Origin of the sequence: Brevundimonas albigilva, from assembly GCF_023503965.1 — a bacterium.
GTDB classification, from domain to species: Bacteria; Pseudomonadota; Alphaproteobacteria; order Caulobacterales; family Caulobacteraceae; genus Brevundimonas; species Brevundimonas albigilva.
The window spans coordinates 1487315-1513774 of sequence record NZ_CP097298.1 but is presented as its reverse complement, the minus strand read 5'-3'; the positions used below and the strand labels follow the sequence as shown (position 1 = coordinate 1513774).

Annotated in this window: 40 protein-coding genes, 2 tRNA genes and 4 pseudogenes; 26 read left to right on the top strand and 20 right to left on the bottom strand. The window is 65.3% G+C overall.

The window, feature by feature from the left end; translation table 11 throughout:
- Nucleotides 1–75 precede the first annotated feature (75 nt).
- Nucleotides 76–944 (bottom strand): annotated as a pseudogene (locus MU852_RS08000) (isoaspartyl peptidase/L-asparaginase family protein).
- A gap of 121 nt (nucleotides 945–1065) precedes the next feature.
- On the opposite strand from MU852_RS08000, the gene MU852_RS07995 reads away from it, so the two are divergent.
- The gene (locus MU852_RS07995) at nucleotides 1066–2067 is read left to right on the top strand and encodes an NADPH:quinone oxidoreductase family protein (RefSeq protein WP_249751739.1); all 1002 of its coding nucleotides are present in this window, start codon (nucleotides 1066–1068) and stop codon (nucleotides 2065–2067) included.
- Nucleotides 2068–2085: 18 nt separating this feature from the next.
- Here MU852_RS07995 and MU852_RS07990 read toward each other — a convergent pair whose 3' ends face one another.
- From MU852_RS07990 to MU852_RS07980, 3 genes and pseudogenes are all read right to left on the bottom strand, one after another.
- Complete coding sequence (locus MU852_RS07990; RefSeq protein ID WP_249751738.1) at nucleotides 2086–2700, bottom strand: hypothetical protein; 615 nt, start codon at nucleotides 2698–2700, stop codon at nucleotides 2086–2088.
- A 299-nt stretch (nucleotides 2701–2999) separates the two neighbouring features.
- Nucleotides 3000–3227 carry a hypothetical protein gene (locus MU852_RS07985; RefSeq protein ID WP_249751737.1) on the bottom strand — a complete coding sequence of 76 codons (228 nt, stop codon included), beginning with the start codon at nucleotides 3225–3227 and terminating at the stop codon, nucleotides 3000–3002.
- Between the two features lie 21 nt (nucleotides 3228–3248).
- A pseudogene (locus MU852_RS07980) lies at nucleotides 3249–3660 on the bottom strand (YkvA family protein).
- A 54-nt stretch (nucleotides 3661–3714) separates the two neighbouring features.
- Between MU852_RS07980 and MU852_RS07975 the strand changes: the two are divergent.
- The 17 genes from MU852_RS07975 (at nucleotide 3715) to MU852_RS07900 (ending at nucleotide 13757) form a co-directional block, all read left to right on the top strand.
- Entirely contained in the window at nucleotides 3715–4497 is a 783-nt protein-coding gene (locus MU852_RS07975; protein ID WP_249751736.1) for an SDR family NAD(P)-dependent oxidoreductase, read from the top strand.
- 87 nt (nucleotides 4498–4584) lie between these two features.
- Nucleotides 4585–4659, top strand: a tRNA-Gly gene (locus MU852_RS07970).
- Between the two features lie 483 nt (nucleotides 4660–5142).
- Nucleotides 5143–5481, top strand: a complete 339-nt coding sequence (locus tag MU852_RS18210; protein WP_430641217.1) for an Arm DNA-binding domain-containing protein — start codon at nucleotides 5143–5145, stop codon at nucleotides 5479–5481.
- Nucleotides 5370–5864, top strand: coding sequence for an N-terminal phage integrase SAM-like domain-containing protein (locus tag MU852_RS07965; protein WP_249751735.1), 495 nt, complete (start codon nucleotides 5370–5372; stop codon nucleotides 5862–5864). Before MU852_RS18210 ends, MU852_RS07965 begins: the two co-directional genes overlap by 112 nt.
- A gap of 17 nt (nucleotides 5865–5881) precedes the next feature.
- Entirely contained in the window at nucleotides 5882–6406 is a 525-nt protein-coding gene (locus MU852_RS07960; RefSeq protein ID WP_249751734.1) for a site-specific integrase, read from the top strand.
- Nucleotides 6406–7239 carry a hypothetical protein gene (locus MU852_RS07955; RefSeq protein WP_249751733.1) on the top strand — a complete coding sequence of 278 codons (834 nt, stop codon included), beginning with the start codon at nucleotides 6406–6408 and terminating at the stop codon, nucleotides 7237–7239. Before MU852_RS07960 ends, MU852_RS07955 begins: the two co-directional genes overlap by 1 nt.
- A 124-nt stretch (nucleotides 7240–7363) precedes the next feature.
- Nucleotides 7364–7600: a helix-turn-helix transcriptional regulator gene (locus MU852_RS07950; RefSeq protein WP_249751732.1), complete on the top strand. Its 237-nt coding sequence runs from the start codon at nucleotides 7364–7366 to the stop codon at nucleotides 7598–7600.
- 192 nt (nucleotides 7601–7792) lie between these two features.
- Nucleotides 7793–8038 carry a hypothetical protein gene (locus tag MU852_RS07945; protein ID WP_249751731.1) on the top strand — a complete coding sequence of 82 codons (246 nt, stop codon included), beginning with the start codon at nucleotides 7793–7795 and terminating at the stop codon, nucleotides 8036–8038.
- Entirely contained in the window at nucleotides 8035–10026 is a 1992-nt protein-coding gene (locus MU852_RS07940; RefSeq protein WP_249751730.1) for an AAA family ATPase, read from the top strand. The genes MU852_RS07945 and MU852_RS07940 overlap by 4 nt, the downstream gene beginning before the upstream one ends.
- 148 nt (nucleotides 10027–10174) lie before the next feature.
- Nucleotides 10175–10522, top strand: a complete 348-nt coding sequence (locus tag MU852_RS07935) for a helix-turn-helix domain-containing protein (RefSeq protein WP_249751729.1) — start codon at nucleotides 10175–10177, stop codon at nucleotides 10520–10522.
- 459 nt (nucleotides 10523–10981) lie between these two features.
- Nucleotides 10982–11404: a hypothetical protein gene (locus tag MU852_RS07930; RefSeq protein WP_249751728.1), complete on the top strand. Its 423-nt coding sequence runs from the start codon at nucleotides 10982–10984 to the stop codon at nucleotides 11402–11404.
- Nucleotides 11401–11688: a hypothetical protein gene (locus MU852_RS07925; RefSeq protein WP_249751727.1), complete on the top strand. Its 288-nt coding sequence runs from the start codon at nucleotides 11401–11403 to the stop codon at nucleotides 11686–11688. The genes MU852_RS07930 and MU852_RS07925 overlap by 4 nt, the downstream gene beginning before the upstream one ends.
- A 240-nt stretch (nucleotides 11689–11928) precedes the next feature.
- Nucleotides 11929–12474, top strand: a complete 546-nt coding sequence (locus tag MU852_RS07920; protein ID WP_249751726.1) for a hypothetical protein — start codon at nucleotides 11929–11931, stop codon at nucleotides 12472–12474.
- Nucleotides 12471–12719, top strand: coding sequence for a hypothetical protein (locus tag MU852_RS07915; protein WP_249751725.1), 249 nt, complete (start codon nucleotides 12471–12473; stop codon nucleotides 12717–12719). The genes MU852_RS07920 and MU852_RS07915 overlap by 4 nt, the downstream gene beginning before the upstream one ends.
- Entirely contained in the window at nucleotides 12716–12865 is a 150-nt protein-coding gene (locus MU852_RS07910; protein ID WP_249751724.1) for a hypothetical protein, read from the top strand. Before MU852_RS07915 ends, MU852_RS07910 begins: the two co-directional genes overlap by 4 nt.
- Nucleotides 12862–13080 (top strand): hypothetical protein, encoded by a 219-nt coding sequence (locus tag MU852_RS07905; RefSeq protein WP_249751723.1) that lies wholly within the window; start codon nucleotides 12862–12864, stop codon nucleotides 13078–13080. Before MU852_RS07910 ends, MU852_RS07905 begins: the two co-directional genes overlap by 4 nt.
- Nucleotides 13077–13757: a hypothetical protein gene (locus tag MU852_RS07900; RefSeq protein ID WP_249751722.1), complete on the top strand. Its 681-nt coding sequence runs from the start codon at nucleotides 13077–13079 to the stop codon at nucleotides 13755–13757. The genes MU852_RS07905 and MU852_RS07900 overlap by 4 nt, the downstream gene beginning before the upstream one ends.
- A gap of 85 nt (nucleotides 13758–13842) precedes the next feature.
- Here the strand turns inward: MU852_RS07900 and MU852_RS07895 are convergent, their stop codons facing one another.
- From MU852_RS07895 to MU852_RS07880, 4 genes are all read right to left on the bottom strand, one after another.
- Entirely contained in the window at nucleotides 13843–14073 is a 231-nt protein-coding gene (locus MU852_RS07895) for a hypothetical protein (protein ID WP_249751721.1), read from the bottom strand.
- Between the two features lie 10 nt (nucleotides 14074–14083).
- Nucleotides 14084–14275: a DUF3606 domain-containing protein gene (locus MU852_RS07890; RefSeq protein ID WP_249751720.1), complete on the bottom strand. Its 192-nt coding sequence runs from the start codon at nucleotides 14273–14275 to the stop codon at nucleotides 14084–14086.
- 72 nt (nucleotides 14276–14347) lie between these two features.
- Nucleotides 14348–14629: a hypothetical protein gene (locus MU852_RS07885; RefSeq protein ID WP_249751719.1), complete on the bottom strand. Its 282-nt coding sequence runs from the start codon at nucleotides 14627–14629 to the stop codon at nucleotides 14348–14350.
- The gene (locus tag MU852_RS07880; RefSeq protein WP_249751718.1) at nucleotides 14592–14840 is read right to left on the bottom strand and encodes a hypothetical protein; all 249 of its coding nucleotides are present in this window, start codon (nucleotides 14838–14840) and stop codon (nucleotides 14592–14594) included. Before MU852_RS07880 ends, MU852_RS07885 begins: the two co-directional genes overlap by 38 nt.
- A gap of 178 nt (nucleotides 14841–15018) precedes the next feature.
- Between MU852_RS07880 and MU852_RS18205 the strand changes: the two genes are divergently transcribed.
- From MU852_RS18205 to MU852_RS07865, 5 genes are all read left to right on the top strand, one after another.
- Nucleotides 15019–15492, top strand: a complete 474-nt coding sequence (locus tag MU852_RS18205; protein WP_430641210.1) for a phage tail fiber protein — start codon at nucleotides 15019–15021, stop codon at nucleotides 15490–15492.
- A 205-nt stretch (nucleotides 15493–15697) separates the two neighbouring features.
- Entirely contained in the window at nucleotides 15698–16423 is a 726-nt protein-coding gene (locus tag MU852_RS07875; RefSeq protein WP_249751717.1) for a hypothetical protein, read from the top strand.
- The gene (locus MU852_RS17820) at nucleotides 16420–16734 is read left to right on the top strand and encodes an excalibur calcium-binding domain-containing protein (protein ID WP_347342359.1); all 315 of its coding nucleotides are present in this window, start codon (nucleotides 16420–16422) and stop codon (nucleotides 16732–16734) included. Before MU852_RS07875 ends, MU852_RS17820 begins: the two co-directional genes overlap by 4 nt.
- Before the next feature lie 63 nt (nucleotides 16735–16797).
- Nucleotides 16798–17088, top strand: a complete 291-nt coding sequence (locus MU852_RS07870) for an SHOCT domain-containing protein (RefSeq protein ID WP_249751716.1) — start codon at nucleotides 16798–16800, stop codon at nucleotides 17086–17088.
- A 23-nt stretch (nucleotides 17089–17111) separates the two neighbouring features.
- Nucleotides 17112–17348, top strand: coding sequence for a hypothetical protein (locus MU852_RS07865; RefSeq protein WP_249751715.1), 237 nt, complete (start codon nucleotides 17112–17114; stop codon nucleotides 17346–17348).
- 214 nt (nucleotides 17349–17562) lie between these two features.
- Here MU852_RS07865 and MU852_RS07860 read toward each other — a convergent pair whose 3' ends face one another.
- The 8 genes and pseudogenes from MU852_RS07860 to MU852_RS07830 all read right to left on the bottom strand — a co-directional run bounded on the left by MU852_RS07860 (nucleotide 17563) and on the right by MU852_RS07830 (nucleotide 23398).
- Nucleotides 17563–17889, bottom strand: a complete 327-nt coding sequence (locus MU852_RS07860) for a type II toxin-antitoxin system PemK/MazF family toxin (RefSeq protein WP_249751714.1) — start codon at nucleotides 17887–17889, stop codon at nucleotides 17563–17565.
- A 38-nt stretch (nucleotides 17890–17927) separates the two neighbouring features.
- Nucleotides 17928–19115, bottom strand: a pseudogene (locus MU852_RS07855) (IS3 family transposase).
- A 366-nt stretch (nucleotides 19116–19481) separates the two neighbouring features.
- Complete coding sequence (locus MU852_RS18200) at nucleotides 19482–19694, bottom strand: TonB family protein (protein WP_430641216.1); 213 nt, start codon at nucleotides 19692–19694, stop codon at nucleotides 19482–19484.
- A gap of 195 nt (nucleotides 19695–19889) precedes the next feature.
- Nucleotides 19890–20258 carry a hypothetical protein gene (locus MU852_RS07850; protein ID WP_249751713.1) on the bottom strand — a complete coding sequence of 123 codons (369 nt, stop codon included), beginning with the start codon at nucleotides 20256–20258 and terminating at the stop codon, nucleotides 19890–19892.
- 672 nt (nucleotides 20259–20930) lie between these two features.
- Nucleotides 20931–21257 carry a hypothetical protein gene (locus MU852_RS07845; RefSeq protein WP_249751712.1) on the bottom strand — a complete coding sequence of 109 codons (327 nt, stop codon included), beginning with the start codon at nucleotides 21255–21257 and terminating at the stop codon, nucleotides 20931–20933.
- Entirely contained in the window at nucleotides 21254–22090 is an 837-nt protein-coding gene (locus MU852_RS07840; protein ID WP_249751711.1) for a TonB family protein, read from the bottom strand. The genes MU852_RS07845 and MU852_RS07840 overlap by 4 nt, the downstream gene beginning before the upstream one ends.
- Before the next feature lie 36 nt (nucleotides 22091–22126).
- Entirely contained in the window at nucleotides 22127–22555 is a 429-nt protein-coding gene (locus MU852_RS07835) for a ParB N-terminal domain-containing protein (protein ID WP_249751710.1), read from the bottom strand.
- Between the two features lie 36 nt (nucleotides 22556–22591).
- Nucleotides 22592–23398, bottom strand: a complete 807-nt coding sequence (locus MU852_RS07830) for a hypothetical protein (protein WP_249751709.1) — start codon at nucleotides 23396–23398, stop codon at nucleotides 22592–22594.
- A gap of 286 nt (nucleotides 23399–23684) precedes the next feature.
- On the opposite strand from MU852_RS07830, the gene MU852_RS07825 reads away from it, so the two are divergent.
- Nucleotides 23685–23831 carry a hypothetical protein gene (locus tag MU852_RS07825; RefSeq protein ID WP_249751708.1) on the top strand — a complete coding sequence of 49 codons (147 nt, stop codon included), beginning with the start codon at nucleotides 23685–23687 and terminating at the stop codon, nucleotides 23829–23831.
- A gap of 27 nt (nucleotides 23832–23858) precedes the next feature.
- On the opposite strand, the gene MU852_RS07820 is transcribed toward MU852_RS07825, so the two are convergent.
- Entirely contained in the window at nucleotides 23859–24074 is a 216-nt protein-coding gene (locus MU852_RS07820; protein ID WP_249751707.1) for a hypothetical protein, read from the bottom strand.
- A gap of 26 nt (nucleotides 24075–24100) precedes the next feature.
- Nucleotides 24101–24373 (bottom strand): hypothetical protein, encoded by a 273-nt coding sequence (locus tag MU852_RS07815; RefSeq protein ID WP_249751706.1) that lies wholly within the window; start codon nucleotides 24371–24373, stop codon nucleotides 24101–24103.
- A 577-nt stretch (nucleotides 24374–24950) separates the two neighbouring features.
- Between MU852_RS07815 and MU852_RS07810 the strand changes: the two genes are divergently transcribed.
- Nucleotides 24951–25247, top strand: coding sequence for a hypothetical protein (locus MU852_RS07810; protein ID WP_249751705.1), 297 nt, complete (start codon nucleotides 24951–24953; stop codon nucleotides 25245–25247).
- Nucleotides 25244–25384: a hypothetical protein gene (locus MU852_RS07805; RefSeq protein WP_249751704.1), complete on the top strand. Its 141-nt coding sequence runs from the start codon at nucleotides 25244–25246 to the stop codon at nucleotides 25382–25384. Before MU852_RS07810 ends, MU852_RS07805 begins: the two co-directional genes overlap by 4 nt.
- Before the next feature lie 81 nt (nucleotides 25385–25465).
- Here MU852_RS07805 and MU852_RS07800 read toward each other — a convergent pair.
- Nucleotides 25466–25542 (bottom strand) — tRNA-Arg (locus MU852_RS07800).
- Nucleotides 25543–25723: 181 nt separating this feature from the next.
- Nucleotides 25724–26430 (bottom strand): annotated as a pseudogene (locus MU852_RS07795) (SDR family oxidoreductase).
- Nucleotides 26431–26460: the final 30 nt, after the last annotated feature.

The following is a 26460-nucleotide window of genomic DNA, read 5'->3' as shown; positions in this document are numbered from 1 at the left end:
GAAAACAATAGCGGCGCTTTAATGCGAACGATTATCATAATCAACCGCAATGACGATGCGGGATTGGCCGGGGGCTCAGCGGCCGAAAACCTCCACCTCGATCTCGCCGGCCGGGGTCAGCCAGGCGCGCTTCATGCCCTGGCTGTTGAAGGGGGCGGCGATGTTTCCCTGGGCGTCCAGGGCGATCAGGCCCCGTCGCCGCCCACCGCGCCGATGTCGTCGATCACGGCCTGGGTCGCCTGGGCCAGGGTCTGGCCCGTTCCGACGCGCCAGCCGACCTGGGCCGTTGCGGCCACGCGGATGAAATATTCGCCCTGGCCGGTGCCGCTGGCGGCCACGCGCGCGTCGGCCCAGGTTCCCGCCGCGGGCAGGGGGGTGTCGCCCACCCGTCCCGGCATCTTGCCGAAGACGCCGGCGGTGGAGGTCGCCGCCGCCAGCCGCCCCTGCGCGTCCAGCACGCAGCAGCCGACCGTGCCGTGGCTCAGGGTTCCGGGCGGATGATTGTCCTCGCCTTGGCCGGCGTGGGTGAACCAGGCGGCCTCGTCGGCGATCGGCTCCAGCCCCTGGTCGTGGGCGAACAGGGCCGCGCCCTCGCCCGCCAGCATGACGTGCGGCGTCCGCTCCATCACCGCGCGGGCGGCCAGGACCGGATTGCGGAAGCCCTGCAGGGCCGCCACCGCCCCGGCCCGCCGCGTCGCTCCGTCCATGATTGACGCGTCCAGCTCATAGGCGCCGGCCAGGTTGGGCGAAGCGCCCTTGCCCGCGACATAGAGGCCCGAATCCTCCAGCAGGACGACCGCGGCCGTCGCCACGTCCAGGGCGCTGTCGCCCGCCTCCAGCCGCGCCTTCATGACCTCGACCACCTGGCGCATGTGCGCGACCTCGGCGTCGTAGTTGCGTTCGCGCCGGGCGCCGGCGCCGCCGTGGAGGATGAGGGCGGTCATGTCGTGGTCCTGAGCCTGTTCTCGTCGCCTCTTTCAATCGGGCGTGGCGCTGTTTAGCGTCGCCATGAAGGCCGCGCCATGGCGCGGGACAACAGCGGCCTCGAATGGCCCAGGAGGAATGATGCGCGCCGTTCTCTCAAAGGCCCCCGGCGGTCCCGACACCCTGGTCGTGGAGGACATCCTCGATCCGACGCCCAAGGCCGGCGAGGTGGTGATCGAGGTCAAGGCGGTGGGGATCAACTATCCCGACACCCTGATCATCGAGGACAAATACCAGTTCAAGCCGCCGCGTCCCTTCGCCCCGGGGGCCGAGGTCGCCGGCGTGGTCGAGGCGGTGGGCGAGGGCGTCAAGGGCGTGTTCAAGGGCGACCGCGTCATCGCCGTGCCCGGCTGGGGCGGGCTGGTCGAGCGGCTGGCGGTTCCGGCCGCGACCCTGACGCCGATCCCGGAGGGCATGAGCTTTGAGGAAGCCGCGGCCCTGATCATGACCTACGGCACCAGCTATTACGCGCTGAAGGACCGGGCGAAGCTGCAGCCGGGCGAGACCCTGCTGGTGCTGGGCGCGGCCGGCGGCGTCGGGGCCGCGGCGGTGGAGCTGGGCAAGGCGATGGGCGCGCGCGTGGTCGCCGCCGCCTCGACCAACGACAAGGTGGAGTTCGCCCTGGACCTGGGGGCCGACAACGGCCTGATCTATCCCTCCGGCCCGATGGACAAGGCCGCCCAGAAGGAGCTGTCGGGCGAGTTCAAGCTGGCCGCCGGCCGCGACGGCGCCGACGTGGTCTATGACGCGGTCGGCGGCGACTACGCCGAACCCGCGCTTCGGGCCATGGACTGGAACGGCCGCTATCTGGTCGTCGGCTTCCCGGCCGGCATCCCGTCCCTGCCGCTGAACCTGACCCTGCTGAAGTCCGTGTCGGTGATCGGCGTCTTCTGGGGCGCGGCGGTGATGCGCGATCCCAAGGCCCACGCCGCCAACATGGCCGAGCTGATGCGGATGTACGCCGACGGCAAGATCCGTCCGCGCGTGTCCCGGACCTTCCCCCTGGAAAAGGCCGCCGACGCCATCAAGGCCCTGGGCGACCGCCAGGCGCTCGGCAAGATCGTGGTGACGATCGAGGACTGACGTATGCGAGGTCGATATTCAGCGACGTGGTTGCTTGCGAGCAGGTTTTCGTGTCGGAGGTTTTCTGACAGCTGCCGCCGCTTGGCCAACGACGTCGGCGATTGCGCCGCTATCAAGCACCCCTCGGGTCAACCCTATGGCGGCACCGGCCGCCGCGCCGGCGGCGGGGCCTACGAACGGGATTGGCAAAGCGATTAATGCGCCGACAGCGGCGCCAGCCGCGGCGTCTTTGGTGATTTCGTGTCGCGCAACAGCCTTTCCAAGTTCACCGGCTTCGCGCGCGATCCCAGCAGCGGCTTTCCCTGCGGCATGGCGAGCAATCTTCCAATCATCCTCATCGACCTTGCCGTCTCCGTTCAAATCGCCGACGGCGTAGTATGCGGCGACGCCGAGTTCGCCAGAGGCTCTCGCCGTGGCGTCAGCAGCCTTTTTCACGGCATCCACTGCAATGACCATTCCATGGCCTGCAACGGCTGCGGCCGCGCGCGTTTGGTCGCTGCCGGACTGGAGTGAACTTTTAACTTTGTCCAAGACCTGGGGCCCGATCCTCCTTGCTTTGCCGGCCGGCGCCGTCTCTGTCACCAGTACGGCTGGCGTATTGGTGTCGTCGGATGCTTTGGATCTTTTGGTCATGACAGCCCCCTGAGTTCTACTTCGACGACGTATGCGAACGCGTCAAGTCGGAAGGCGAGGTCTGCCACCAAGGCTCGAGAAGCAACCGATACAATCGAATGTTGAGAAAAGCCTCGATGCTCTTCGCCGCCAACATGGCTGAACTGATGCGGATGTAAGCCGACGGCAAGATCCGTCCGCGCGTGTCCCGGACCTTCCCCCTGGACAAGGCCGCCGACGCCATCAAGGCCTGGGCGAACGCCAGGCCCTGGGCAAGATCGTGGTGACGATCAACGACTGACGGGGTCCGCGCGCCGATCTCAGGGCGCGCAGCGGAAGGCTTCGCGCGGAACGCCCGAGACGGTCGACAGCCGCTCGGCCGGCAGCTTGATCGTCAGGCCCGACCGCTCCAGCGGAAGGTCGTAGATCGCGCCCAGCAGCCCGGCCATCGGACAGCCCGTGACGCGCGCGCCCAGGGCGTCCAGGCCCACGGCCAGACCCTCGCCCATGCTGCCGGTGACGCTGAGACCGCCGGGCGCGCCGGGCAACTGAATAATCGGTAAGCCTGGCTATTCGCCTCGGCGATCCCTGAGCCGCTTCACGGCCGCCTCGGCCTGGTCGCGGTGGCGGCGCTTGATGTTGGCGCCCAGGGTGGCCAGCAGGGCCGTGATGACCGCCGACCGCGTCGTCGGTGAAGCCGATGCCGGCGAAGAGGTCCGGGATGGCGTCGATAGGCATGACGAAATAGGCCAGGCCGGCGAAGATCATGCCCTTGGCCGCCATCGGCGTCTGCGGATCGCGCGCGGCGTACCAGGCCGCCAGCGCCTGGTCGGCGAAGGGGATGCGCGCGGCGGTGCGGGTGATCTTGGGCCAGAAGCCGCGCTTCACCCGCGTCTCGTTGACGCGCACCACCGCCGGGACCAGGGCCTTTTCGGGGTCCAGGACGTCGTCGGGCGAGATCGGTTTGGCTTTGCCGGGCATGGCCGCTAAATCCTCGATCGAAACTCAGGTTCACCAGATATAGGGAATGGACGCATGAAACTCGACAGCCGCATCGCCGCCGTCGTCACCGGGGGCGCCTCGGGCCTGGGCGAGGGCACGGCCCGCGCCATCGCCGCCACCGGCGCCAAGGTCGCCCTGTTCGACCTGAACGCCGAGAAGGGCGAGGCCATCGCGGCCGAGATCGGCGGCGTCTTCTGCCAGGTGGACGTCACCGACGACGCCTCGGTCGCCTCAGCCTTCGAAAAGGCCCGCGCCGCCCACGGCCAGGAGCGGCTGACCGTCAACTGCGCCGGGATCGCCACCGGCATGAAGACCGTCTCGCGCAAGAAGGACACCGGCGAGATCAAGGCCCACGACATGGCCCAGTTCGAACGCACCGTGCGGGTCAACCTGTTCGGCACCTTCCGCGTCCTGTCGCAGTCGGCGGCGGGCATGGTGACGCTGGAGCCTATGGCCGACGGCGAGCGCGGCCTGATCGTCAACACGGCCTCGGTCGCGGCCCAGGACGGCCAGATCGGCCAGGCGGCCTATTCGGCGTCCAAGGGCGGGGTTTACGCCATGACCCTGCCGATCGCGCGCGACCTGGCCCAGGAAGGGGTGCGCTGCAACACCATCCTGCCCGGCATCATGTGGACGCCGATGATGGCGGGCATGGACCAGAAGATCCAGGACGCCCTGGCCGCCGCCATCCCCTTCCCCAGCCGCCTGGGCACGCCGGCCGACTATGCGTCGCTGGTGCTGGAGCTGGCGCGCAACGTCTATATCAACGGCGAATGCATCCGCCTGGACGGGGCCATCAGATTGGCGCCGCGGTAAAAAGCAAAAAACCCTCTTGCGAAGGAGCGGGGCGCTCCGCTATACGCCCCCTCCTCGACGGGGAGCGCACATCGCTCCCAACGGAGTGCGGGCGTAGCTCAGGGGTAGAGCATCACCTTGCCAAGGTGAGGGTCGGGCGTTCGAATCGCCTCGCCCGCTCCAGTCGAAGCAAGAAAATCAGGCGCCTGTCGATTCGGCAGGCGCCGATTTTTTCCGGACCCTTCCTCATCACGCGGTCATCGAACCAGGCGGCCGGTCGGCGGCGCCTTGCGGCGGGTCGCGCCATCGCCGTCCGTCCCGCGCATGCTCGGGGCGAGCCGCACCCCCGCGGGCGCCGGATGTCCGGGACAGCCGCGACGTCGCCGCCGAGGACGGCGTTCACAATCTTGAATGGAAGTGGCGCACCCGAGAGGATTCGAACCTCTGACCCCTGCCTTCGGAGGGCTATCAAGCCAGACCCGCCACGACAGGGTTTCAGGGCTAAAATTCAGTCGTGGCGGCGATTTGCACTTTCGGATCGTGCTATCGTGTTCTACAGGTGTTCACGGGTGTCACCTTCGCGGTGATGACCATGTGATGACCACGGGCTCACCGCGGTCGGCAGGTGGAAGGTGAAATGGCGGATGAAATGGACGATCGGCACGCATTACCAAGCGTGTCGTGGACGCCGCCAAGCCGGGGGTCGAGCGCTTCACTGTCTGGGACAGCGATCTGAAGGGGTTCGGCCTTCGCGTCTCGCCCCACGGCACGAAGACGTACGTGGCCCGATACCGGGTCGGGGGAGGCCGGAGCGGCACACTGCGCCAGCTCGTTATCGGGCGGCATGGTGCAATCACCGCCGACGAAGCCAGAGACGAGGCGCGCGCAAGGTCTTGGCTTCGGCCACTAGGGGCGCCGACCCGCAAGCCGACCGGGCGAAGGTCCGCGCCGACATCACCGTTTCGGAACTGTGCGACCTGTATCTGGAGCAGGGCGTGGCGATGAAGAAACCGTCCACCTTGGCCACGGACAAGGGACGAATCGAACGCCACATCAAGCCCATCCTCGGTAACAAGCGGGTCAACGTCGTCACACTGCCTGACGTCGAGCGGTGGATGCAGGACGTCGCATCCGGCCGGACAGCATCGAAGATCAAGCCGTCAATGGCGCAGGTTAAAGCCGGGCAGGTCCCCAAGGACGCCGAGCGCCGGCGCCTGAAAGATCCAATGGCCAAAGGCGGAAAGGGGACCGCGACGCGGACCGCTGGTCTGCTGGGCGGGATTTTCGAGTTTGCAGTCAAGCGGAAGATGCGACCAGATAATCCCGTGCGCGGCCTTAAGCGCTACCGCGACCGTAAGATGGAACGCTTCCTGTCGCCGACGGGCTGACGGCCCTCGGCGAAGCCATGGCGGCGTCGGATGCGGCCGGCGGCAATCGGTCCGCCACCCGCATTTTGCGACTGCTGGCCCTGACTGGCGCCAGGCGCGGCGAGATCGAACAGCTTAAGTGGTCTGAGGTTGATTCCGACTTCGGGTGCCTGCGTCTCGAGGACAGCAAGACAGGCCAGAAAATCGTGCCCGTCGGTCGAGTTGCACTGGAGGTCATAGAGGCCGTGCCGAAGGTGAAGGATAGCCCATATGTGTTCCCCTCCGCGACGGACCCGCTGAAGCCATTCGGTCAGTTGCAGAAGACGTGGCGCGTCGTGCGCAAGGCGGCCGGTCTGGAAGACGTACGAATCCACGACCTGCGCCACTCATTCGCCAGTAGTGGGGTCGCATCTGGGCAAGGCTTGGTCGTCCTGGGTAAGCTGCTAGGCCATGCAGACGTGAAGACCACTGCTCGCTACGCGCACTTGGCCGACGATCCGGTGCGGGCGGCGGCAGATAGTATCGCCGAATCGATCGACGCTGCGATGGGGCCGAGAGCCTGATGGCCCCACGTAAGCCAAGGCCGCCAGCGCAAAATCCTCAGATTTCTCTGATCGAGGCCATCAGCGCAGTGGCCTACGGTCAACCCGTCTCGGCTGAAGCGTACCGCCAACGTTGCCGCGCTCATCCTCGCTATTCAGCGTGGCAGGCGCGGATGGCATGCGGGCCATTTGATGCACGATCTATCGCAGCGCGTGCCGCGAAAGCTGCCATCTTCGAACAGCACGTAATTTTCGGGATGCTGCGGAAGGAGCACTTCGAGACGGAGCAGTGGCAAGCCGCGTATCGGCTGATCTACGAGCTATTGCTCAGCGGAGAGGTGCGCGCGACAGGCTCCCCGAACTTCGCTGCCGATCGAATTTTTCAGGCTTCTGGTCGAGCCGACATTCCGCGCGGATATTGGGCCGTTTACCGCGCCTGGGCTCATTTCTCCTGGCACGACATGGGCGTCGCATGCGGCATTACCGCCGATAATATCGGCCAGACCGAACCGGATCTGAAACACTGGGCTCGGGTGGAACTCGGAAAGGATGACGGGTCGGTCCTATTTGGCTGGAGAGACGTCTGCCTCAACCGGTCTGATTTCATAAAGTCCACGCGAGCCCGTGGCTTGGAAGTCAGCGCGGGGACGCTTCGAACGGACGGAGCAGGGGAGGCTAATCTTGCTGAGGGGAACAAAAAACGAGACCGAGCCGTCCAGTTGGTCGCTCAAGGTTATGCGCGGTCTTGGTGGTCTCTGTGTCAACAAATTGCTCAGGAATTCAGCATCACGGACGAGGGAGCCGAGGCGGTATTGAACCCTATCAAGGCCAACCTCGTAGCGGAAATGTCCTAACCGGCGTCACGCCGGTCCCCCTAAGCGGCGTGACGCCGGTTCCTGAACCACCCCGCTATGGCGGGTCAGGTCTGTTCCTAGACGCCCACCCCGGACTTCACCGGGAGCGTCCGGGACACGACAGATGCTCGCGACACAGTCCACGCTACGGCCCGCCGCGGTTCCGGCAACGGACCGGTTTATCGATGATGTGGAGGCGGCCGAAATGCTCGGCCTCAGCCGCAGTTATCTGCGGCAGCTCCGCCTTCGCGGTGGCGGATGCCGCTTCAGCCGCTTCGGCCGCGCCGTCCGCTACCGGGTCGGCGACCTGCTCGCCTGGGCCAACGACAACTCCGCCTCCTCCACGAGCGAGGCGGCGTGATCATGGGAAGGTTCAACCAGGCCCCGCCCACGAAAAACCCCGGCGGCCGTGCAGGGCTCACCGGGGTTTGCAGGAGATCAACTGACGAGGAAGATCGGCAGCAATCCTACTCCCGGCCGCTCTGCCCTGCAAGGGCGATGCTCCGCTCGATCGTGAGCGACGAAGGCCATTTCCAGGGCTGGGAGGTGGTCCGTGGCTGATGATCCTCGCATCATTAACCTCGCCGCCGTGCGCACCGCCCGGACCGCACCGCCAACCCATACCTTCAGCTCCGAGGAAGAGGCCGCCGCTGCTGTCCGCGCCGCGTTGGACACGCTCGCCGCGGCGTGCACCACGATCAACCTCTTCACGCCGTTCACGACCGTCGACGACTGGGCGGGGCTCATCAGCGACGGCTTCCGCAATCGCATGGCGAGCCGAATTGGGGGCGCTGCATGAACGCCGCGCTGGATCTCCGCACCGTCGCTCACGCTCTTGGCGGCAAGATCGAGGGTGATCATGTGCGCGCGGCGGGGCCGGGACACTCGCAGCGCGACGACAGCCTCATTGTCTGGCTTGATCCCGACAGCCCGGAGGGCTTCCGAACCGACAGCAAGGCGGAGGACGACTGGCGGCTATGTCGAGAGTACGTGCGCGCCAAGCTTGGGCTAAGCTCCTGGACACCCAAGCCCGGCGCCATCGAGCGCATGTCCGAACGGGCTGCCCGAAGCCCGAAGCCTTACTCCGACCTTGGGTTGACGGGCGCTGGGTACACGCTTGCCGCCACCTACGACTACCGCAGTGATGACGGCGATCTGCTCTATCAGGTCCTCCGATACGAGCACGCCAGCAAGCCCAAGACCTTCCGCCAGCGCCGGCCAGATGGCCGCGGCGGATGGTTCAACGACGCGGGTGAGCGTCGTGTCCTCTACCGCGCCGCTGACCGCAACAAAGTGGCTCACAGCACCATCTGGATCACCGAAGGCGAGAAGGATGCCGATCGGCTCGCTGGCCTGAACCTGACGGCCACGACGGCGGCCAGCGGAAAATGGACCGAGGACATGGCCCGGCAGCTCGCCGGTTATGACTGCCTCATCCTGGAGGACAATGACGAGCCCGGCCGTAAGAAGGCGGCGAGGCTCGCTAAACAGCTCTCAGCCTATGCTGCCTCTGCCAGGATCATTCGCATCCCCGGCCTTGCCGAAGGTGAGGACGTCTCGGACTGGCTAGACGCTGGCGGCCCTGTCGATCAGCTACGCGCCTGGGCCTCTTCACCGCCGCCACTCGCCACGCGAGGCGATCATCCCGCGCCGAGTTGGGCGGTGCCGTTCAAGTGGATCGACCCTGCCGCTATCCCCCTCCGCGCTTGGCTGTACGGCCGGCACTACATCCGCCAGTTCGTCTCTACCACCTTCTCTCCGGGTGGCGTAGGCAAGTCCTCCCTCGTGTTGGCCGAGGCCATGGCGATGGCCAGCGGCAAGCCCCTGCTCGGCATCAAGCCGGTCGAGAAGCGGGTGCGCGTCGCCTACTGGAACGGGGAGGACCCTTTCGAGGAGACCATGCGCCGGGCCATGGCGCTGGCGCTGCACTACGGCCTCACGCCAGATGATCTGGAGGGTTGGCTATTCCTCGGCTCAGGCCGGGACGCAGGCATCACCATCGCGAAGAGCGACGCCAGCGGCGCGCTGATCATTGAGCCGAACGTCGAGAAGGTCGTCTCGGAGATCCAGACCCACAAGATCGACGTGGTCGTGATCGACCCCTTCGTCTCCTCCCACAAGGTGGCGGAGAACGACAACGGCGCCATCGACACGGTCGCCAAGGAATGGGGCCGCATCGCTGGCAAGACAAACACCGCCGTTGAGCTGGTCCACCATACCCGCAAGACCAACGGCGCTGAGATCACGGTCGAGGACGGGCGTGGGGCAGGTTCCCTCCTAGCCGCCGCTCGCTCCGGTCGCGTCCTCAACCCCATGTCGAAAGACGAGGCTGAACGCGCAGGCCTGGAGACGCCTTACCCTTACTTCCGGGTCGAGGACGGCAAAGCCAACATGTCGCCGCGCTCCCCCGACGGAGCCGTCTGGTATCGAATGATTGGCGTGGACCTCGGTAACGGCGTCGGCATAAAGCCCAGCGACAACGTTGGTGTGGTCACCGCATGGAAGTGGCCCGACCCCTTCGATGGTGTCTCAGCCGCCGATCTGCTGGCCGTGCAGCGGCACATCGACGGTGGTCACTGGCGTGAGAACGTCCAGGCCAAGGAGTGGGTCGGCTATCCCGTGGCCGAGGTGCTGGAACTCGATCTCGACGAGAAGACGGCACGCGAGAAGGCGAAGGGGCTGCTGAAGACCTGGTTCAAATCAGGTGCCCTGGTGGTCGTTGACGCCCTCGATGAGCATCGGAAGTCACGCAAAACGGTCGGCGTCGGAAGGTGGGTGGAGCTATGATTTGCGCCACCTGCGCCACCTTGCGCCACCACCATTTCCATGGTGTCGCAGATCGCCCTTTGCGCCACTGCGCCACCTGCGCCACCACCTTTATAGGTGGAGCGCAGTGGTGGTGGCGCAAATACGGGGTCTGCGGGAGGTCCGTCCAGTGACCGGCCTGCGCTCCACCTCTGAGCCGTCATCGCTCGCCCTAGTCCGCACCCTGCGGCGGGACCGGGCCGCCCTGACCGGTGACCAGATCGACGGCCGCCTTGTTGAGATCGAGCATTCCCTCCAGCGCAGCCTGTCTGTCGACGACGTCGCCCGTCTGGCCGGGGAGAAGCCCGACACCATCCACAAGGCGATCCGTCGAGGACAGCTCCCGGCTTCCAGGTCAGCCGGCAGCAACACGTGGCGCCTCGAACAGGCCGACGTCGACATCTGGGTCAGCCGCCCGCGTCGCCGCCGGCAGCCGCCCGAAACCCAATCTCAGTCCGATCTAGTCCGGTCGCATTGAGCCCGGGCGAGTCCAGTCGCAGAATTCCCAACACCACCACGAGGACCGACATGGCCGTCACCGATATCCTGAAACGCGATCCCGTCGCCGCCGCCCGCAAAGCCCATGAAGCCGCCCAGCGCGGCCTGGCAACGCCAAGGCCAAGCGCGACGCCGCAGTCGCCGAGGTCTTGTCCGCCGAGCGCGCCCAGACGGCGGCCGCCACGGCCGATGGTGAGGCCGCCGACGGCGTCTTGGAGAGCGCCACCCGCCGGCTCCGGGATGCGCGTGACCTGGTCGATGCGTTCGATCGTCGGGTGACCCCGGCCGCGGAAGCCGCCCTGGCCGATGCGGAGCGGCCATCGCCGACGCGGAGAGGCACGTCCAGTACGCCGCTGCTGAAGCCCAGGCCAAGGCGGCCCGCGCCAAGCTGGCCAAAGAATATCCCGACCTCCAGCGTCGGTACGTCGAGCTGCTGGACTTGGTCACCGCCGCCGACGCCGCGGTCGACGCCGCCAACAGCAACCTCCCGGCCGACGCGTCCCCGCTGCCCACGGTCGAGGCTCCGCTGCGGGACCATCCCGCCCAGCCCCGGCGCATCGTCTCCGACACGATCCAAGGCATCTGGCATCACCAGGGCGGTGCGCGGGTGATCGATCCGTCCAGGATCGTGAACGGCAAGTACCAGCACCGCAGCTCGGGCGCGGTCCATCACCTCACGGCGGATCACTGCAAACTCGTCGACAAGCGGGTCGTCGTCTCGGTCCCGGCCACTCCCGCCGCCATCGGTCCGCGCCTTGCGTCTACCCCGCTTCCTCCCCTCAAGCTGGAGGCCCCGAAGCCGCCGCCGGAGAAGACCGAGTATCTCTCCCCCGAGACGGCCGGGCGCTCGGAGGCGGCATGACCCCGGCCCGCCGCACTGCCGAGCTGATGGCCGAACAGAGCGTGGGCATCACGCCCCGATCTGACGCGGGAGAACGCCGCGCCCACATCATGCAGCACCCATTGGCTCAGGGACGCTTCTCTCTCGCCCTGTCCCTCGCGGCGCACCGCCCCGTGACGATCGAGGCCGCGCTTCTCGTCCTCCGACACGCACCCCCCGCCATGACCGTGGGCGAAGCCGAAGCATGGGCGTCCCGCCTCGTCATGCCCGACAGCGACAGCCTGGGGGTGTCTCGTGGGCACTGATCTCCCCGGCATGATCGTCGCGGGTCCTTCCCCGGCGTCGCAACGTATACGGGCAGCTTGGGCATGTTCTTCCTCCAGCTATGACCCCGAAATCCGGTTGCCGGTTGCCAGTTGCCCTTCTGGGGCTTCACCCGCTCACGGATGGATCGGCCCGAAGCCCCGTCCTCTCTGCGTCGGACGCGCGGACCGGAGGGGCCTGAGGGCCGCCGACAGGTTTCCGGTTGCCCGAGGTTGCCGCTGATGAGCGTGACCCTCGCTTCACGGCCCGCGTTCGCAAAGATGCACGGCGTCAGCAAGGCGGCTGTCCAGAAGTGGGAGGCGCGCGGCGCCGTCGTGGTCGTCGATGGCAAGATCAGCGTCGAGGCCTCCGATCGGCTCTTGATGCACGCCGGCCTGGGTCGCTTCTCGGATCGGCCCAGGAAGGCCCGCTCAGCGCCTGTGACCCAGAGGTCCGTCCCGTCTGGCCAGATCAGCCGAGGCCCGGACGACACCGAGACGGGAATTCCGCCCGAGGTGCTGATGCCGCTCGCGGTCAATCTGCTGGTGACCTACTTCAACCGCATCTGCGCCTTTGCGGCACTCTCCGCATGGGAGCACGGTGCATCGCTGGAGACGGCGAAGCAGGCCGACGCGACGTTCCGCACCCTCGCCATGGGGGTGGTGACCGAGATGCTCACTGAGATCGACGTCGGCCGGCCGGATGGATTCGTCTGGGAAGACCAGCCGATCTGGGATCTCGACCGGATGGCCAAGATCGACTGGTCGGCGGTGGAGGGGGCGGAATGACGGTTGTCGGCCTCTCCAACATCGCTGCCCGTCTGGGCGTCTCCCCCAGAACCGCCAAGCGCCTCGCCAAGACCGGAGACCTCTCGACCCGACTTGTCGATCGTCGCCGGATCGCGTCCCGCCAGGTCATCGAAAACTTCCGGCTGGATCGGGAAGCGCTCTCCTCGTGGGAGGGCGAGGGCGGCGCCCTGCGTTGCCAGATGCCCGACCAACCATTCCCCCACCACCAAAGGAGCCCGCAATGACCGGCCCGACCACCCCGAAGCCTCAGCTTCGCTATAGCCTGGCGCAGGCCATGGCCGCGAGTACGCGCCAGTCCAGCCCCGCCAAGACGAAGTACAGCCTCGCCGAAGCCATGCGCCGAATGATCGGATCGGAGGACAGCAAGTGACCCGCCGTCTCAGACTTTTCCTGGGCGTGCTGGCGTGTCTAGTTGCCTTCCCGGTCGTGGCTCACGCCGACCCAGTTTCGGCGTATATCGTCACCACGGTCCTCGGCTTCTCTGGCACGGCCGCCGCCGTGGCGACCTTCGTCGTGAATGCCGTGCTCTACTCGGCTGGGTCGTTCTCCGAGGATCGCGCCTTCGAGCCGGAGGACGATCAATGACCGCGGCCTTGGTCTATTTGGCCCCGACGTCTGTAAGCCTGCTGACCGATGGGGCGATGATCACCCCGGATGGTTCGACCGTCGCCTTGAAACAGAAGGTACAGATCGCGGCGCACCAGTCGGCAGCCTTCGTCGCCCGCGGCCCAGACATGTTCTCCGCCCTAGTCGCCGTGGCCATGGCGCAGGTGCAGGGTGGTTTCGAGGACTTGGTCGCCAGCTTTGCAGGCCGAGTTGTTTCGGCCCACCAGCACATGATGACGGCTATGCGCGGTGGCGCCGCGGTCCCCGGCGACCCAGGCAAGGTCGACGCGATTTTGGTCGGCGTAGGGTCGGATGGCCGGGCCGCCGCCTACGTCGTCAGCAGCTATCCCGACGCGGGTCACCCGGCCTGGGCGCTAAGGCCCATCAAGGGGCCGGCAGCCTCCAGTGGGGCTGTGATGCGTTTCGCGCCCGAACTGGTCCAGCCTGCCCTGACATTCGCATCGCCCATGCCTGATGCTGTGGAAGCCGACCTCAAGACCTTCGGTCTCAAGCTGTGGGGCGGGACGCCTGACGTGAAGGCGCATAGCCTGGCCGTGATGCGCGCCCAGCGGAAGACCGGGCTTGTCGGCGGCTTCTGCCAGATGACGACCATCACCAAGGATGCGGTCACCACCTCCATCGTGGAGCGGTGGTAACCGTCGAGCCCCAGGCTCCGCTATCTACCGAGGCCCGCTCACTTCGGAGGGCGGGTTTTACTGCAGCATAGGGGACGGCGTGCAGCTACTCGGACTGTGGCTCGACGAAGTCCTTCGTTGTGTAGGCATCGCGGGTCGGCGGCGTTGTGCCGGTTGCGACCTGTTCCGGCGATGAACCCAGCTGCGGCGCCGGCCCCTTGGCTCCGAGATGCGACCAAGAAAATACGGCTAGGCCGATGAAGGCGACCACAGCCACCAGGATGGGGATCAGTAGGGCGATACGCTTGGGCGTCCTCAAGCCTTGGGGGGTGCTCATGATGCCTCTCCTAGGCGGGTCCAGACTTGCGGCTAAGATACTTCTCGATATCCTCGGCCTGATTGCCGACGGCGTCGACGGCGGCGCGGAGTTGATCGGCCGTGACGCCGAAGCGCTTGGACCAGTCCTGGACCTCATAGTCCTCGGACAGGCTGACGCGTTGGCGATCGGGGTTGCCAGTTTGGGATTTGTCGTCGCTCATCAACTTCTCCTCTCTGAGGGTGAACGTCCTCGGCGGCCCTTAGGGTTCCCGGCTAGATCGTCCCGCGCTCCATCAGCGCGCTACGATCACCGGGTCCTGCAGCGAGGCGGTGACCTCGCGTGCAAACGCGTCTTCAGCCTCGTCCAGGTCGGCGATGTAGCGCGGCTGCGGCGGCCGGTAGGTCGACAGCTTGAACGTGATCTTACCTCGCTGGCGTTCGGCCAGGTCTTCGATCGCTCCAGGCGGACGCCGGCCTTTGATGCAATGAGGGTCTTCTTCTGCGCCATGCTTTTCCGCCTCTTTCTGAGGGGCGGATTCAGCGCCGATCCATGGGTTTCGTTCCGGCGGCGTCACCCTGAGGCCTCCTGATCAGCTTCATCAGCCCGCACCCGAGGGCTGCGAAGCCTGCCGCCACGAGCGTGGCCATGCCGAAGAAGCGCCACACCAGGGCGCTGCACTTGCCCATGTGGTAGCAGTTCAGCGACGCCATGGTCGCGAGGATCGGGAGAAGGCCCAGCCCGATCACCATCACGAAGAGGGCGACGATCCAGCAGTACGCCCTCATGGCAGATCTCCAGCGCTCGATTCAGCACCGCCCGTTGCAGGGCCTTCGCCTCGTCCCACGGCGCGCTCATCCAGGTCTCGACCTCCCTCGCGCTCTGTCAGGATTGCCGGCATGATCCCGGGGCGGATGCTGCGGACGAGCTGGCCGGGTTCGGTCGCCAGGAAGCCGAACAGGTCGCATGTCTCCGGGCCCGTCTTATCTTGCGGACGAAGGGTTGGTCGCGGACGTCGATGCGGAAGAAGGCCGGGGACCCGGCTTCTCACCATCCAGCCTGAATCACATGGCCCCGCCTTCCCCAGCCCCTTTTTCGCTGAACTGCGGTCTTTGCACCGGGAGGCTGGCCGCCACCTACGGCGCCATCTCGCGCAACACCTCGATCGCCAACTCGGCGGAGGTGGATTTCGGGGCGGCGGCCGGCAGCGAGACCGTCTCGCACTTCGCCATCTTCGACGCGGCCTCGGGCGGCAACATGCTGGGTTCCAACGCCCTGGCGTCGTCTCAGACGGTCGTCGCCGGCTCTGGTGAAGTTCGCCGTCGGCGCGCTGACGATCACCGTCGGCTGAGCGGTAGGACGGCCCGGCCTCAGGGTGGGGCCAACGCCGGGCCGTCCCGCGTCCCTCTCTCCCACGATTGGCACGCGCTGAGACCATGACACAGCGGCGTGCGGCCGCAACCCCGAAGGGGCACGGCTTGACGGCGTCGACAGCTTTTGGTTTTGGCCTTCATCGCTCTGACAAACGCGACCGGGATTAGGTAGTCATATCCCTGAGCGGCCTAGACACTCGTCCGACTTGTGCTAGGACACGCGAACGCCGCGACGGGGGTTGCGGTGCTTCTGTCCCTGGGGAGGGGATTCTATGAGGTTTGTGATCGCGCCGGCGCTTTGCGCCGCGCTTGCCATATCCGCTTGCGCCACCAGCTACACCGTCAAGCCGGTCGCCGACGCCAACCAGTCGATCCGTTATGTCCAAGGCCAGGCGACCACATTTGCGGAAGGCCGCAATGGGTCTGTCCAAGTCACCCCGCTCGGCGTCAACGAGAAGGGCCGCCTGGTCTTCGGTGTCGCTGCCTTCAACAACGCGAAAGAGCCGACGAACTTCGGCGTCGAGAACATGATTGCAGCGGCGGGCGGCGAGCCGCTCCGGATCTTCACCCATGCTGAGCTCGAGCGAATGGCGAAGAACGATGCAACGATCGCGCTAGTGGCCGCCGCTCTCGCCGGCGCTGCTACTGCATACGCAGCGTCCCAAGGCCCGACCTACACCAGCACCTATTCGACGCCGCGCGGCGTGTATCGATACCAAGCGACCGACCATGTTGCACAGGCGGCCCTGGCTGGCGCGGCGGTCGCCGGAACCGCTCTCACGATGAAAGAGATCAACGATAACCTGGACGGCACATTGATGGCTCTGCAGGGCCAGGTTCTACAGACGACGACGATCGATCCGGAAAGCTCTTTCGGCGGACAGGTGATCACTGACCGGGTGGCGATTCCTTCCGAAGGTTCGCTTGATGCGCTACTCACGGTAACCTGGAACGACGACGTCTATCAGTTTCGTTGGGACGTTTCGAAAGTCCAATGAACCGCTGGACCGTAGTCGGCGCCGTCGCCGCGCTCGCCATTCCCGCAGCAGTAGTGGCGCACCCAGGCGGCCTGAACTCCGAGGGCTGCCACAACGATCGGAAGAATGGCGGCTATCACTGCCATCGAGGCAGTGGCGGCTCGCCCTCGACATCTCGGCCCCAAGCGCTGCGATCGCAGCCGCCAGCCGGTCGAGCCTATGCCAACTGTTCGGAAGCGCGCGCTGCTGGAGCCGCCCCAGTGCGAAGAGGCGATCCCGGTTATGGCCGCCATTTGGACCGTGACGGCGACGGCATCGGATGCGAGCGCTAGACACTCGCCCCGGCTGTGCTAGGCAGCTACGTCAACAGCGGCGGGGCCGGGAGGGGGACGCGGTTGGAGATCCTAATCATCGTCGTATTCATCGGCCTCATCCCGGCAATAGTCGCCAAGAACAAGGGCCACGGACCGTTCGTCCTCTGGTGGCTCTACGGTGCCGCGATCTTCATCGTCGCGATCGTCCATTCGATCATGCTCAAGCCCCAGGGCGAGGCGGCGCGACGTCTTACCGCTCCGCCACCGGGGTTCAGCCATGCCGACGAGATCGCCAAGTTGGCCGATTTGAAGGAAAAGGGCGTCCTGACCGAGGCGGAGTTTCAGGCGAAGAAGGCTCAGTTGTTGAGCTAACGGGGAGACAACCAATGGCTGGAATGATCCAGATCATCACCTACATGCTGGCCTTCTATTTCGTATTGAAAGGCATTGAGATCCTGCAGATCGGACTGGCCTCCAGCCGCTCCAACAGGAAGGGCATCATCACCCTGGGAGCCTTAACGCTCGTTGCCTGCGTGATAGCCGCGATCGGCTTCGTGGCGGCTCAGGACGAACAGGCTATGGGCCTATCCTCCTCAATGAGCAGCCTTACAGGGCTGGGGTCGCCTTACTAAGGTGCCGCCAGAACGACCAACGGCGGCTTCATGAGGGCCGCCTTTTTTTGGTCTACGGGTTGCGAAATGAAAAGGGCCCCGCCGAAGCGAGGCCCTTCCTGACACCATGGCGGTTTGCGATCACCAACACATAGTGGCCAGCCGAAGCTGGACTTAAATGCCGGTGCGACCGGCGACAGGCCAAACGTAATACGCCCGACCCCTAACCACAACCTTAAAGGCCGAGCCCCGCCCTCACGCAGGCCTGCACACGACCGAAAGTGTCGTCGTCCAGAACGCGGACGTCGTACACTCGTTGCCCGCCTTCCTTGTGGGAGAAAAGCAGACGAAGTCGATGGAACGCAACCGTCAGGACGATGTCCGCTTTCACCCACATGCGAGGCGATGCGTAAGGGGCCGGCAGCGGCGGATCCAGAACGATCTCCAGATGATGGTCGTGCATCTGGCGGGGAGGCGTCGTGGACAGCGGAACGATGGTGCAGAGCTGCTTGCGATCCCGCAGTTGCGGCGACAGAACGATGCAGGGGCGCCGCTTTACCATCTCAGGCTCTCTGAAGCCCTTGACGTGACCCCCGTTTCTCATCCAGCCATAACGAGAGTCCTAGGTTGATCTGAGCTGTGATCGGCTGGGTTGGCAAGAGGCCGGTCTGCGCAGCCATCAACCAGCGCAGCAGGCCGGCCGATGTGTCCGGTGAGCGCTTCTGCATAAGCCTGCGGCGTCAGCCACCCGAGCTTCGAGTGCGGACGCTGCTCGTTGTAATCGCGTCGCCACGCCTCCAGCACGGCGCGAGCGTGCGGCAGCGAGCGGAACAGCGTCTCGTTCAGCAGCTCGTCACGCAGCCGCCCGTTGAAGCTTTCGTTGAAGCCGTTCTGCTGGGGCTTGCCCGGCGCGATGTAGTGCCAGCCGACGCCGGTGTCGTCGGCCCAGGCCAGGACCGCGTTCGAGGTGTACTCCGTGCCGTTGTCGCTGACGATGGTGTCGGGCCGCCCTCGCTGCCGGATGACGGCGTCCAACTCCCGCACGACCCGCGCGCCCGACAGCGAGGTGTCGGCCACCAGCGCCAGGCACTCGCGCGTACAGTTATCGATCACCGTCAGGATGCGGAAGCGCCGCCCGTCCGTCAGCTGGTCTGCGACGAAGTCCAGCGACCAGCGCTGGTTGGCGCCAGCGGCAGGTCCAGCGGTCGCCGCGTGCCCATCGCTCGCTTCCGGCCGCCGCGCCGGCGCACCGTCAGTTGCTCGTCGCGATAGATCCGCTGGACCCGTTTCCTGTTGACCGCATGGCCCTCGCGCCGCAGCAGCACGTGCAGGCGACGATAGCCGAACCGTCGACGTTCCTGGGCCAGGGCCTTCAGCCGGTCGCGCAGAGCGCCGTCGTCCGGGCGCGTCGCCTGATAGCGCACGCTCGTCCGATCGACGCCCAGAACACGGCACGCCCGCCTTTCGCTCATCTCGTAGGCGGCCTGCAGATGGCCAGCCGCCTCGCGATAGCCGGCGGGCGTCACCACTTTTTCCCAGCAGGTCCTTCAGGGCCACGTTGTCCAGCATCGCGTCCGCCAGCATCCGCTTCAGCCGGGCGTTCTCATCCTCGAGCGCCTTGAGCCGCCGAGCCTCCGACACGTCGAGCCCGCCAAACTTGGCCTTCCATTTGTAAAAGGTCGCCGAGCTGACCCCGTGGCGTCGGCACACCTCCGCCGTCGCTACACCGGCCTCCTGCTCCCGCAGGATCCTGATGATCTGCTCTTCCGTGAACCTCGATCGCTTCATTCTGTCCGTCCTTCGTTGGGCGGACTCTAGCTATTCCTGGAGGAGTTTCAGGGGGTCACGTCACCCTCATTGAGATCGACGCGAACGATTGTGCCGGGCTGAGGGTGAGCGATGACGGTCATAGCTAACCACTAGACGTGATTCGCGCACGCCGCGATCCCTCCCCCTCCCAGAACTAAAGACGCCTCGGCCCTCGTCAGACGGCCGCGCCCACATCATGCCGCACACGCCGAGCCCGCCCAGGACCAGCAGGAAACCGCCCACGGTGGACGCGTCGAAGAGGTATCGGCGACCAGAGAACCGAAGAGACCAACGACAGCGACGCCCAGCGCCACCAGCATCAGTGCGTCGCGTGTCATGCGCCCCTCAGCCGTCCGGTCCGAGCCGAACGGTTGTGCGAAACGTCCCGACTTTTGAACCGGGATCCTTCGGCACCACCCGTCCGCGAGCCACAGCTTCTATAGCCATGCGTCCGTACCCCTGGCCCGGCTCACTCTCTTCCACGACGGTGCAGCCGCTGACCCTCCCGTCTGGCAAGGCAGCGCACTCAACGACCGCGTAACCTGCAGCCGACTGCATCGACGCCGTCGAAGCGCATCCTCCCATGGCGATTAAGCCAGCCAGTACGATCCGCTGCATTGTCCCTCCCCAGAACTAAAGACGGGTGTCAGCGGCGCCTGTGGCACTAATCCCAAGGCGCCTGAAGTCTCCCGCCCATACTCACCGCGATCGAACGGGAGCGCGTGCTTCTCTCAGTAGCCCACCGCTACTCGCTCACCATAGCTTGCCCTGGGCGGCATCGTACATGTCTCGCATCGCGTTGAAGTCAATCTGGTTCTCACGAATCCCCTGCTGGGCTTCACGATGATTATAGGATCCGGAATTGCGGGCTGGGGTTTCAGCCGCTGCGGCTTGGACTCTGCTTCGCATCGTCTCCGAGACCCACCCCGCTCCACTTCGGGTAAAGTCGTTGGTGTGGGTATAGGATCGGACGTCTTGGCCGGCCGCCTGATTTAGTCCCGCCGTGAACGCGCCCAACATCCCCAACAGCCCGGGCTGATCCGCCTGCATCATCTGCGTGGTAAGGGTGTAGCTGCAGCGGAAGGTCCGCCTTGCCCGCGCCGAACAGCTCAGGTCGGTCACCGACTGCCGAAGCTTCATAATGTCGCCGACCATCGGGTGATGGATGGCGAGCTCGCCCGGAGCACCGGTGAGCCGGAACTCCTGATTGTAGCGTGTGTATATTCGACGCCCAGGTCGCGGATTGCAGCCGCAGTCGGGGCGCCGTTTGCCGATACGAGGGTCGCCGTGGGGGCGAAACAGAGGCACCCTGGGCCGATGGCGCTGCGGATGCCAAAGCCGCGCGTTCCTTGGCAGCCCGCTCCGCCGCTGCCTGCTCTGCCAGCACCTGAGTATAGGGCCGCCCCTGCATACCAGCTTCCACCTCGCTCCGGGTCGGCAGCGAGGTTGTGGCGACGTGCACTCTAGCGGCTCCGGCAAGGTCGTTGCCGGGCAGCGCGGTCGGAACGGGTGCCGGCTCAGGCCGCCGAACCTGCGCGGCCTCTCCGCGAAGCAGCTCCAAGCGACCGTTTGGCCCCATGCAGTGGAGGCCTCTCTCCATACCGCCCTCGCCTTGGCGCCCAACGAAGACCGATCGGCACTGGGTGTACCCGGGTGGTCCCTCGACCAAATCCCCGGAGCTTGTGTCAGGACCGCCAAAAGCGCTGCTACAGTAGACATGAGCCCCCTCTTCCCAACCCGAACTTTGATCGATCGAGGTTCTCTCGGCAAATAGATTCGCCGAAACGAGGCGTTTCAGTTCACGGTGTTGGTGGAGTTCGCATTGGTCGCCAGCGCCATGATCGCATTTGCGGAAAAAGCGCCAAGGCTCGCCTCCAGAGCGACCGGGTCAATCTGGGGCAAGGTACGCGCTGCTGCTTCTGCGAATGACGCGTTGAACAGTTCCACGACCTCCAGATCGGTCAGGGCGCCGAAATCTACCCCGCGCTCGCGCATCTTTCGTTCAATCACGGTGCCCGTGGTGCGCAGTACCTCTCCGAGCGGGCCTTGGAGCCGGTCGTAGAACGCCTCCAGATCCTCGACTGTGGGACCGTCATCATCCGCGCGGCTTCTCACCTTCACGGGCGCCCGAGTTCGAAAGGAACAGTCACGGTGAACCGGCTATCGGGCGGCAGTCGGTCAACATACTGCGGAGCGAGCCTCGCCCGGCCGACCACTGCTAGTGCTGCCCGGCCGAATCCTACTCCAGAGGGGTTCTCGCTCAAGACGCGGCAGTTTGTCGAAGAGCCGTTTGCGCGAGCTTCGCAGCTAAGGGTCGCCGAGCCCGTCACATCGCGCTCCCTGGCATGGGCAGGGAAGTCATCGGCAGTCACCTGCGGCCGACGTGCCCATTGGACGCCGTCTTCAGACGTCGTCGGTTCGGGCGGCGTCACCTCTGCGAAAGGGTTCTCAGGGATGTGAGCCAAGCGCTGCCGCTCACGTTCTGCGGCATCGTGTGCCCGGCGGACGGATGTGATGCAGCGGCGGAGTCCGGAGGCAGCGCCAGCGCTGCCGTCCAAGCTCAGGCTGTCAACGAGTTGCTCGCCATTGAAGACCTTGAAACTCCTCGCTGCCGCGAAGTCGTCGACAAACGTGGCCGGCATTCGCATCGTTAAGCCGCGTCGGTAGCCTTCGCTGATATACCCTCGGGCACCTCCGCCCGTGTACGCCTGGTCATCAAGAACGACCTCGACATCTGGGTATCGCTGATCATCAACGGTGGTCCAGTTCGCATTGTTGATCAGCACCGTGCTGGAGCCGTCGAGTTCGAGGGTGACGTACAGCTCGGTCGCCCCGGCGCCCTCGAAGTCGAGGCTTGTTACGCAGCGCTCTTCGAACCGATCTATCGCCCAGTCTCCCGCATCGGGCCAGTCGGCCTGAGCGGCCAGCATCAGCAGCAGAGCAAAGCTCACCATGTCGTCCTCCCCCTCTGTCAGTTCAACAGGCGGTGGTTAGAACGTCAACCTGACGATCGCGCCCGGCTGCCTTCGAAGGCTGATCTCCGCCAGCTTCGCACGCTGTTCTTCGGCTGGGGTGCGGGCCAGTTCGTCCAGCACCACGCCCTTGTCCAGTTCGGTCCCGGCGACCTCGGCTAGGACATCTGGGGCGATCTTCTTGCCGCGCTGTATGTCCCGCTCGACAGCCCTCTTGGACTGTCCAAGGGTCTCAGCGGCGTGCGATGCATACGACCTATCGCCAAGTTGGCGATTGCCGCCACGGCCCGGCTCGGAGACAACGTTCTTGCGGACGAGGATTTCCTCCCGCCGCACATGGTGGTCGGCGCGCTGGGCATCCGTCAGTTCGGCGCGGGCGAAGTTCTCATCGATCTCCCACAGGGCGGCGTCGTCGGCGTCGCCGTCCATGACGATGCAATCGATCATGTCGTCAGTCGCAGGTCGCAGGTCGCAGGTCGCAGGTCAGAACAGCGTCTTGATAGTCCGATCGACGCCCGTAATCAGGTCGTCCACGTCCTCCGCGGTCGGCTCCGAGCCTTTGTTGTGCGTGCACTTCACCCGTAGCTCGTTGAGGTGCTGCAGCCGGCGCCAGTCGGGCGTGCCCAACACCTCTGCGTCCTTGAGCACTTGGATAAAATCACCCAGCGTCGGGCGGGTCTTCACCTTCACATCGTGGCTCGCCACGACCTCTTGTAGGTGCCGTTCCAGCACAATCCCGGCGACCACACCGGCGGGTCGAAGGAAGTTATTTTTCAGCAGCTCCCGGGCGCCAGCCAACTCGCTGTCGAGGATGTCGGCGTGAACGAGCTGTCGAATATCGAACAGAGAAGACTTGAACCGCGCCTGGCACGCTTTCAGGATGGAAATCTGGGCACTGAACCTTGGAACCGCAGCGCTTGGACTAACTATGACGTTGTCATAACCACGGGTAACTTGGAGGCCTTGGTAGAAGTCATCAATCACATAGTTGGCCGCCGTCAACTCCCTGCGAGCAGATTTCGGCTTCTCATAGTGGCTTTTGAAGTCTGCCAGCCTATCGGGCAGCAGTTGCTTTATTACTGCCAGAGCCTCTGAATACCAGGACTGGTAGCCCTCCTTAAAATCTGGTAACGATCCTATGAAGGAGACCGCTTGCTCGCCTAAGGTTTTCTTTAGTTGAGCATCTACCGCTTTACTATCGATAGACCGCTGCATCGCGATCATTAATCTCTCGGCGCGGCTAATCAGCGACTTGAGGTCGGCCTCGTATCGATTGAGGTTCGTCACCACGGAAACACCCTTCAAGCAGAAGCCGAATCGCTGCCGGACGGCTTCAGGGTACCATCGTTCTGGGAATCCTTGCCTTGCCGCAAGGTCTATTCGATGCGGCCCAATCGCGCGCCGGTGGCGAATGCCTCGGGATGGCGGGAACATGCTGCCCGACGAGGGCTGACGCCACACCCATCGTCACCGGGCAGATGTTCACGCTGGTGGGGCCGATGGGCGCTACAACTACATCGCCACCGAGCCCGTCACGGCGGACGGGAACGGGAAGGCCACGCTACGGTTCGCGCCCATGCTGCGCCGCCCGCCTGCCGATGGCGACCAGGTCCTGATCGCTGCCCCGGAGATCGAGGGCTTCGCCACGCCGGCGGGCTCGGGATGGTCCATGGACACCGCCCGCCATGTCGGCCTGGCCTTCACCGTGGAGGAGCGGAACTGAGGGTGTGCGCAAAAGTGCGCAGACCCCTCAGCCAAGATTGCGCGGTGCGAAATCAAGGTGCTTGGATACCAGCTCAACGCTGAGGATCGCATCGGCGGCCGATGCCTGATCGGGGTCCTTCTTGTACACAAAGGCGCGCTCGATCACGGTGTAGGGTCCGTGCTTCCCGTACCAGAAGGTGTCCCCCTTCACCGGTAGCTCGTGGACTGTCTCAAACTCCCCGATGAACTCATGGCCGGTCAAGTGATTGCCTGAGACTACGCGAACGATCACTGAAACGCCCCCGCGCCTTTGAACGACGCCACCGCATCGCCTGGGCGCCATTGGGTGATAATCACAGGTCCGACCTTGCCGTCGTCCAGCGTCAGCATCACGCGCTGCGCATCGAAAGCCTCGCGCCAGACGTGCCAGTGATCGGCCTCTAGCCCTCCATCGCTGTCGAGAAGTTGGCCGCTTCGATAGACTTGGAGCATGTAGCGGACGGGGTGATCCTGATCGCTGAAGGTGATCCGGCCGTGACCCTTATAGGCGCCCTCACGCATTCAGCTTCTCCTCCATGATCGCCCGAATCGCAGCGGGACGCGTCAAGGTAGCATCGTTCTCGGAAATCCACCGGTCGAGGGCTGCGAGCATCTCTGGAGGAAGCCGGAGACCTATCTGGGTCGCATCGACGCGAGGTCGCCCGCGAGATTTTCTCGTATCAGGTATTGCGTCGTTCATAATTAACCGATACGAGAAAAGGCAGGCCGGAGCAAGGGTGCAACCTCGCTCACGGCCCTAACCGCAACCTCGACCGTAGGAGGATCGAGATCATGGCTTCGCACGCCAATAGCATAGCTGCGCCCCGCAGTTCACCCCCTCGCTCGGGGACCTTCGCGACCTGTTCTGCTTCGCTGACTCAGCTCGGCTGATAATCCAGAGCACCGCGTCGGATGACGCCCTAGACGCAATCTGCGACCAACTCCTGCACCGTCTGATCCGTGAGCCGGTCGGCAGCGTTCGCGATTTGCTCGTGAAGCTCTGGCTGCTGGAAACGGCCGGCGAGCGGGATTGGGATTACGAGTATTGTTCGCGGCATGTCCTGGGCCAAGTCGCGGCCTACGTGCGGAGGCGGTGGAAATGACCGCCGCCGCCTTCCACCTGATCGAGCATCCAGCCGCCTCTCGCCATCGCCTGAGGCAGCGCCTGGCCAAACTGATAGATCGCCTCATCGTCACGCTCGATGAACTTGATAGCGACCCGGATCTTGAGGACGGCGCGGACAACGAGCCCAGCCTTTCGTTCACCGGCTACGTCAACCAGGACGTGGCGATCCGCACTGAACCGACCGGCGGCCTTGAGTGGCTGGACCTTGAAGATGCATGCGAGGACGAAGGCGCCGAGCACGACGGACGCGAGCCGGAGGGCTTCGAATGATCCCCGACAAGCTGACGCCGGAGCAGGAAGCGGCGCTCGATGAGCTGTTCCACCAGTGCGACCTCATCAGCGTCCGGCCGCTGCCGTGTGAGATCGACTGGGTTCTTGCAGCGGTGTCCAATCGTGCACCGTCTTGATCGCACGGTGCCGGTGGTGACCATGTGATGACCAGATCGGCGGCGGGGCTCGCAGATAAAGGCCTAACCCTTTGGAAAGAATGGCGCACCCGAGAGGATTCGAACCTCTGACCCCTGCCTTCGGAGGGCAGTACTCTATCCAGCTGAGCTACGGGTGCGTGCACGGCGGTGACGCCGGAAGACGCCGCTTACAGCAAGGCGCGGGCGGCCTCAATCCCGAATAAGCGACAGGCGCGCCTTCACGGCCTCAAGCAGCGCAAGCGCGGTAAGCTAGGCGTCGCAGCCTCAAGCAGCGCGAAGCGCGGTAGGCCAACAAAGAAGCAATAGGTCGCGCGCGACCTATTGCGCCGTCATGCCGCCGTCGATCTTGAACTCGGCGCCGGTGACGAACTTCGATTCGTCGGAGGCCAGGTACAGGACGCAGTAGGCCACGTCGTCCGGTTCGCCGATCGCTTCAGCGGGATGCCGCGCGACAGGCGCTCGTGGGCCTTGGCCTCGTCGCCGCCGGCCATGGCGACGAAGGGGTCCAGGATCGGCGTCCTGATGAAGACCGGGTGGACCGAGTTGCAGCGCACGTTCCAGTCGGCCTTGGCGGCCTCCAGCGCCAGGGTCTTGGTGTACATCCACACCCCGGCCTTGGTGGCGTTGTAGGCGCCCATGCCCGGCGCGGCGGCCAGGCCGGCGATCGAGGAGATGTTGACGATCGAGGCGGGCGCGGCGGCGCGCAGATGCGGCATGGCGTGCTTGGCGCCCAGCATGACCGAGCGCAGGTTGATCTCGTACTGGCGTTGCCAGTTCTCGACCGTATCCTGCTCGACGAAGGCCAGGGGGCCGCCGACGCCGGCGTTGTTGATCAGGACCGACAGGCCGCCCAGGTCGGCGACGGCGGCGGCGATCACCCGTTCCCAATCCGCCTCGCTCGCCACGTCGTGGGCGTAGGCGAAGGCGGCGCCGGGGATTGCGGCGTTGAGGCGCGCGGCCAGGTCGGCGGCGCGGTCGCCCTCGATGTCGGTCACGGCCACGGTCGCGCCCTCGCGGGCCAGCATGAAGGCCATCGCCTGGCCCAGGCCGCCCGC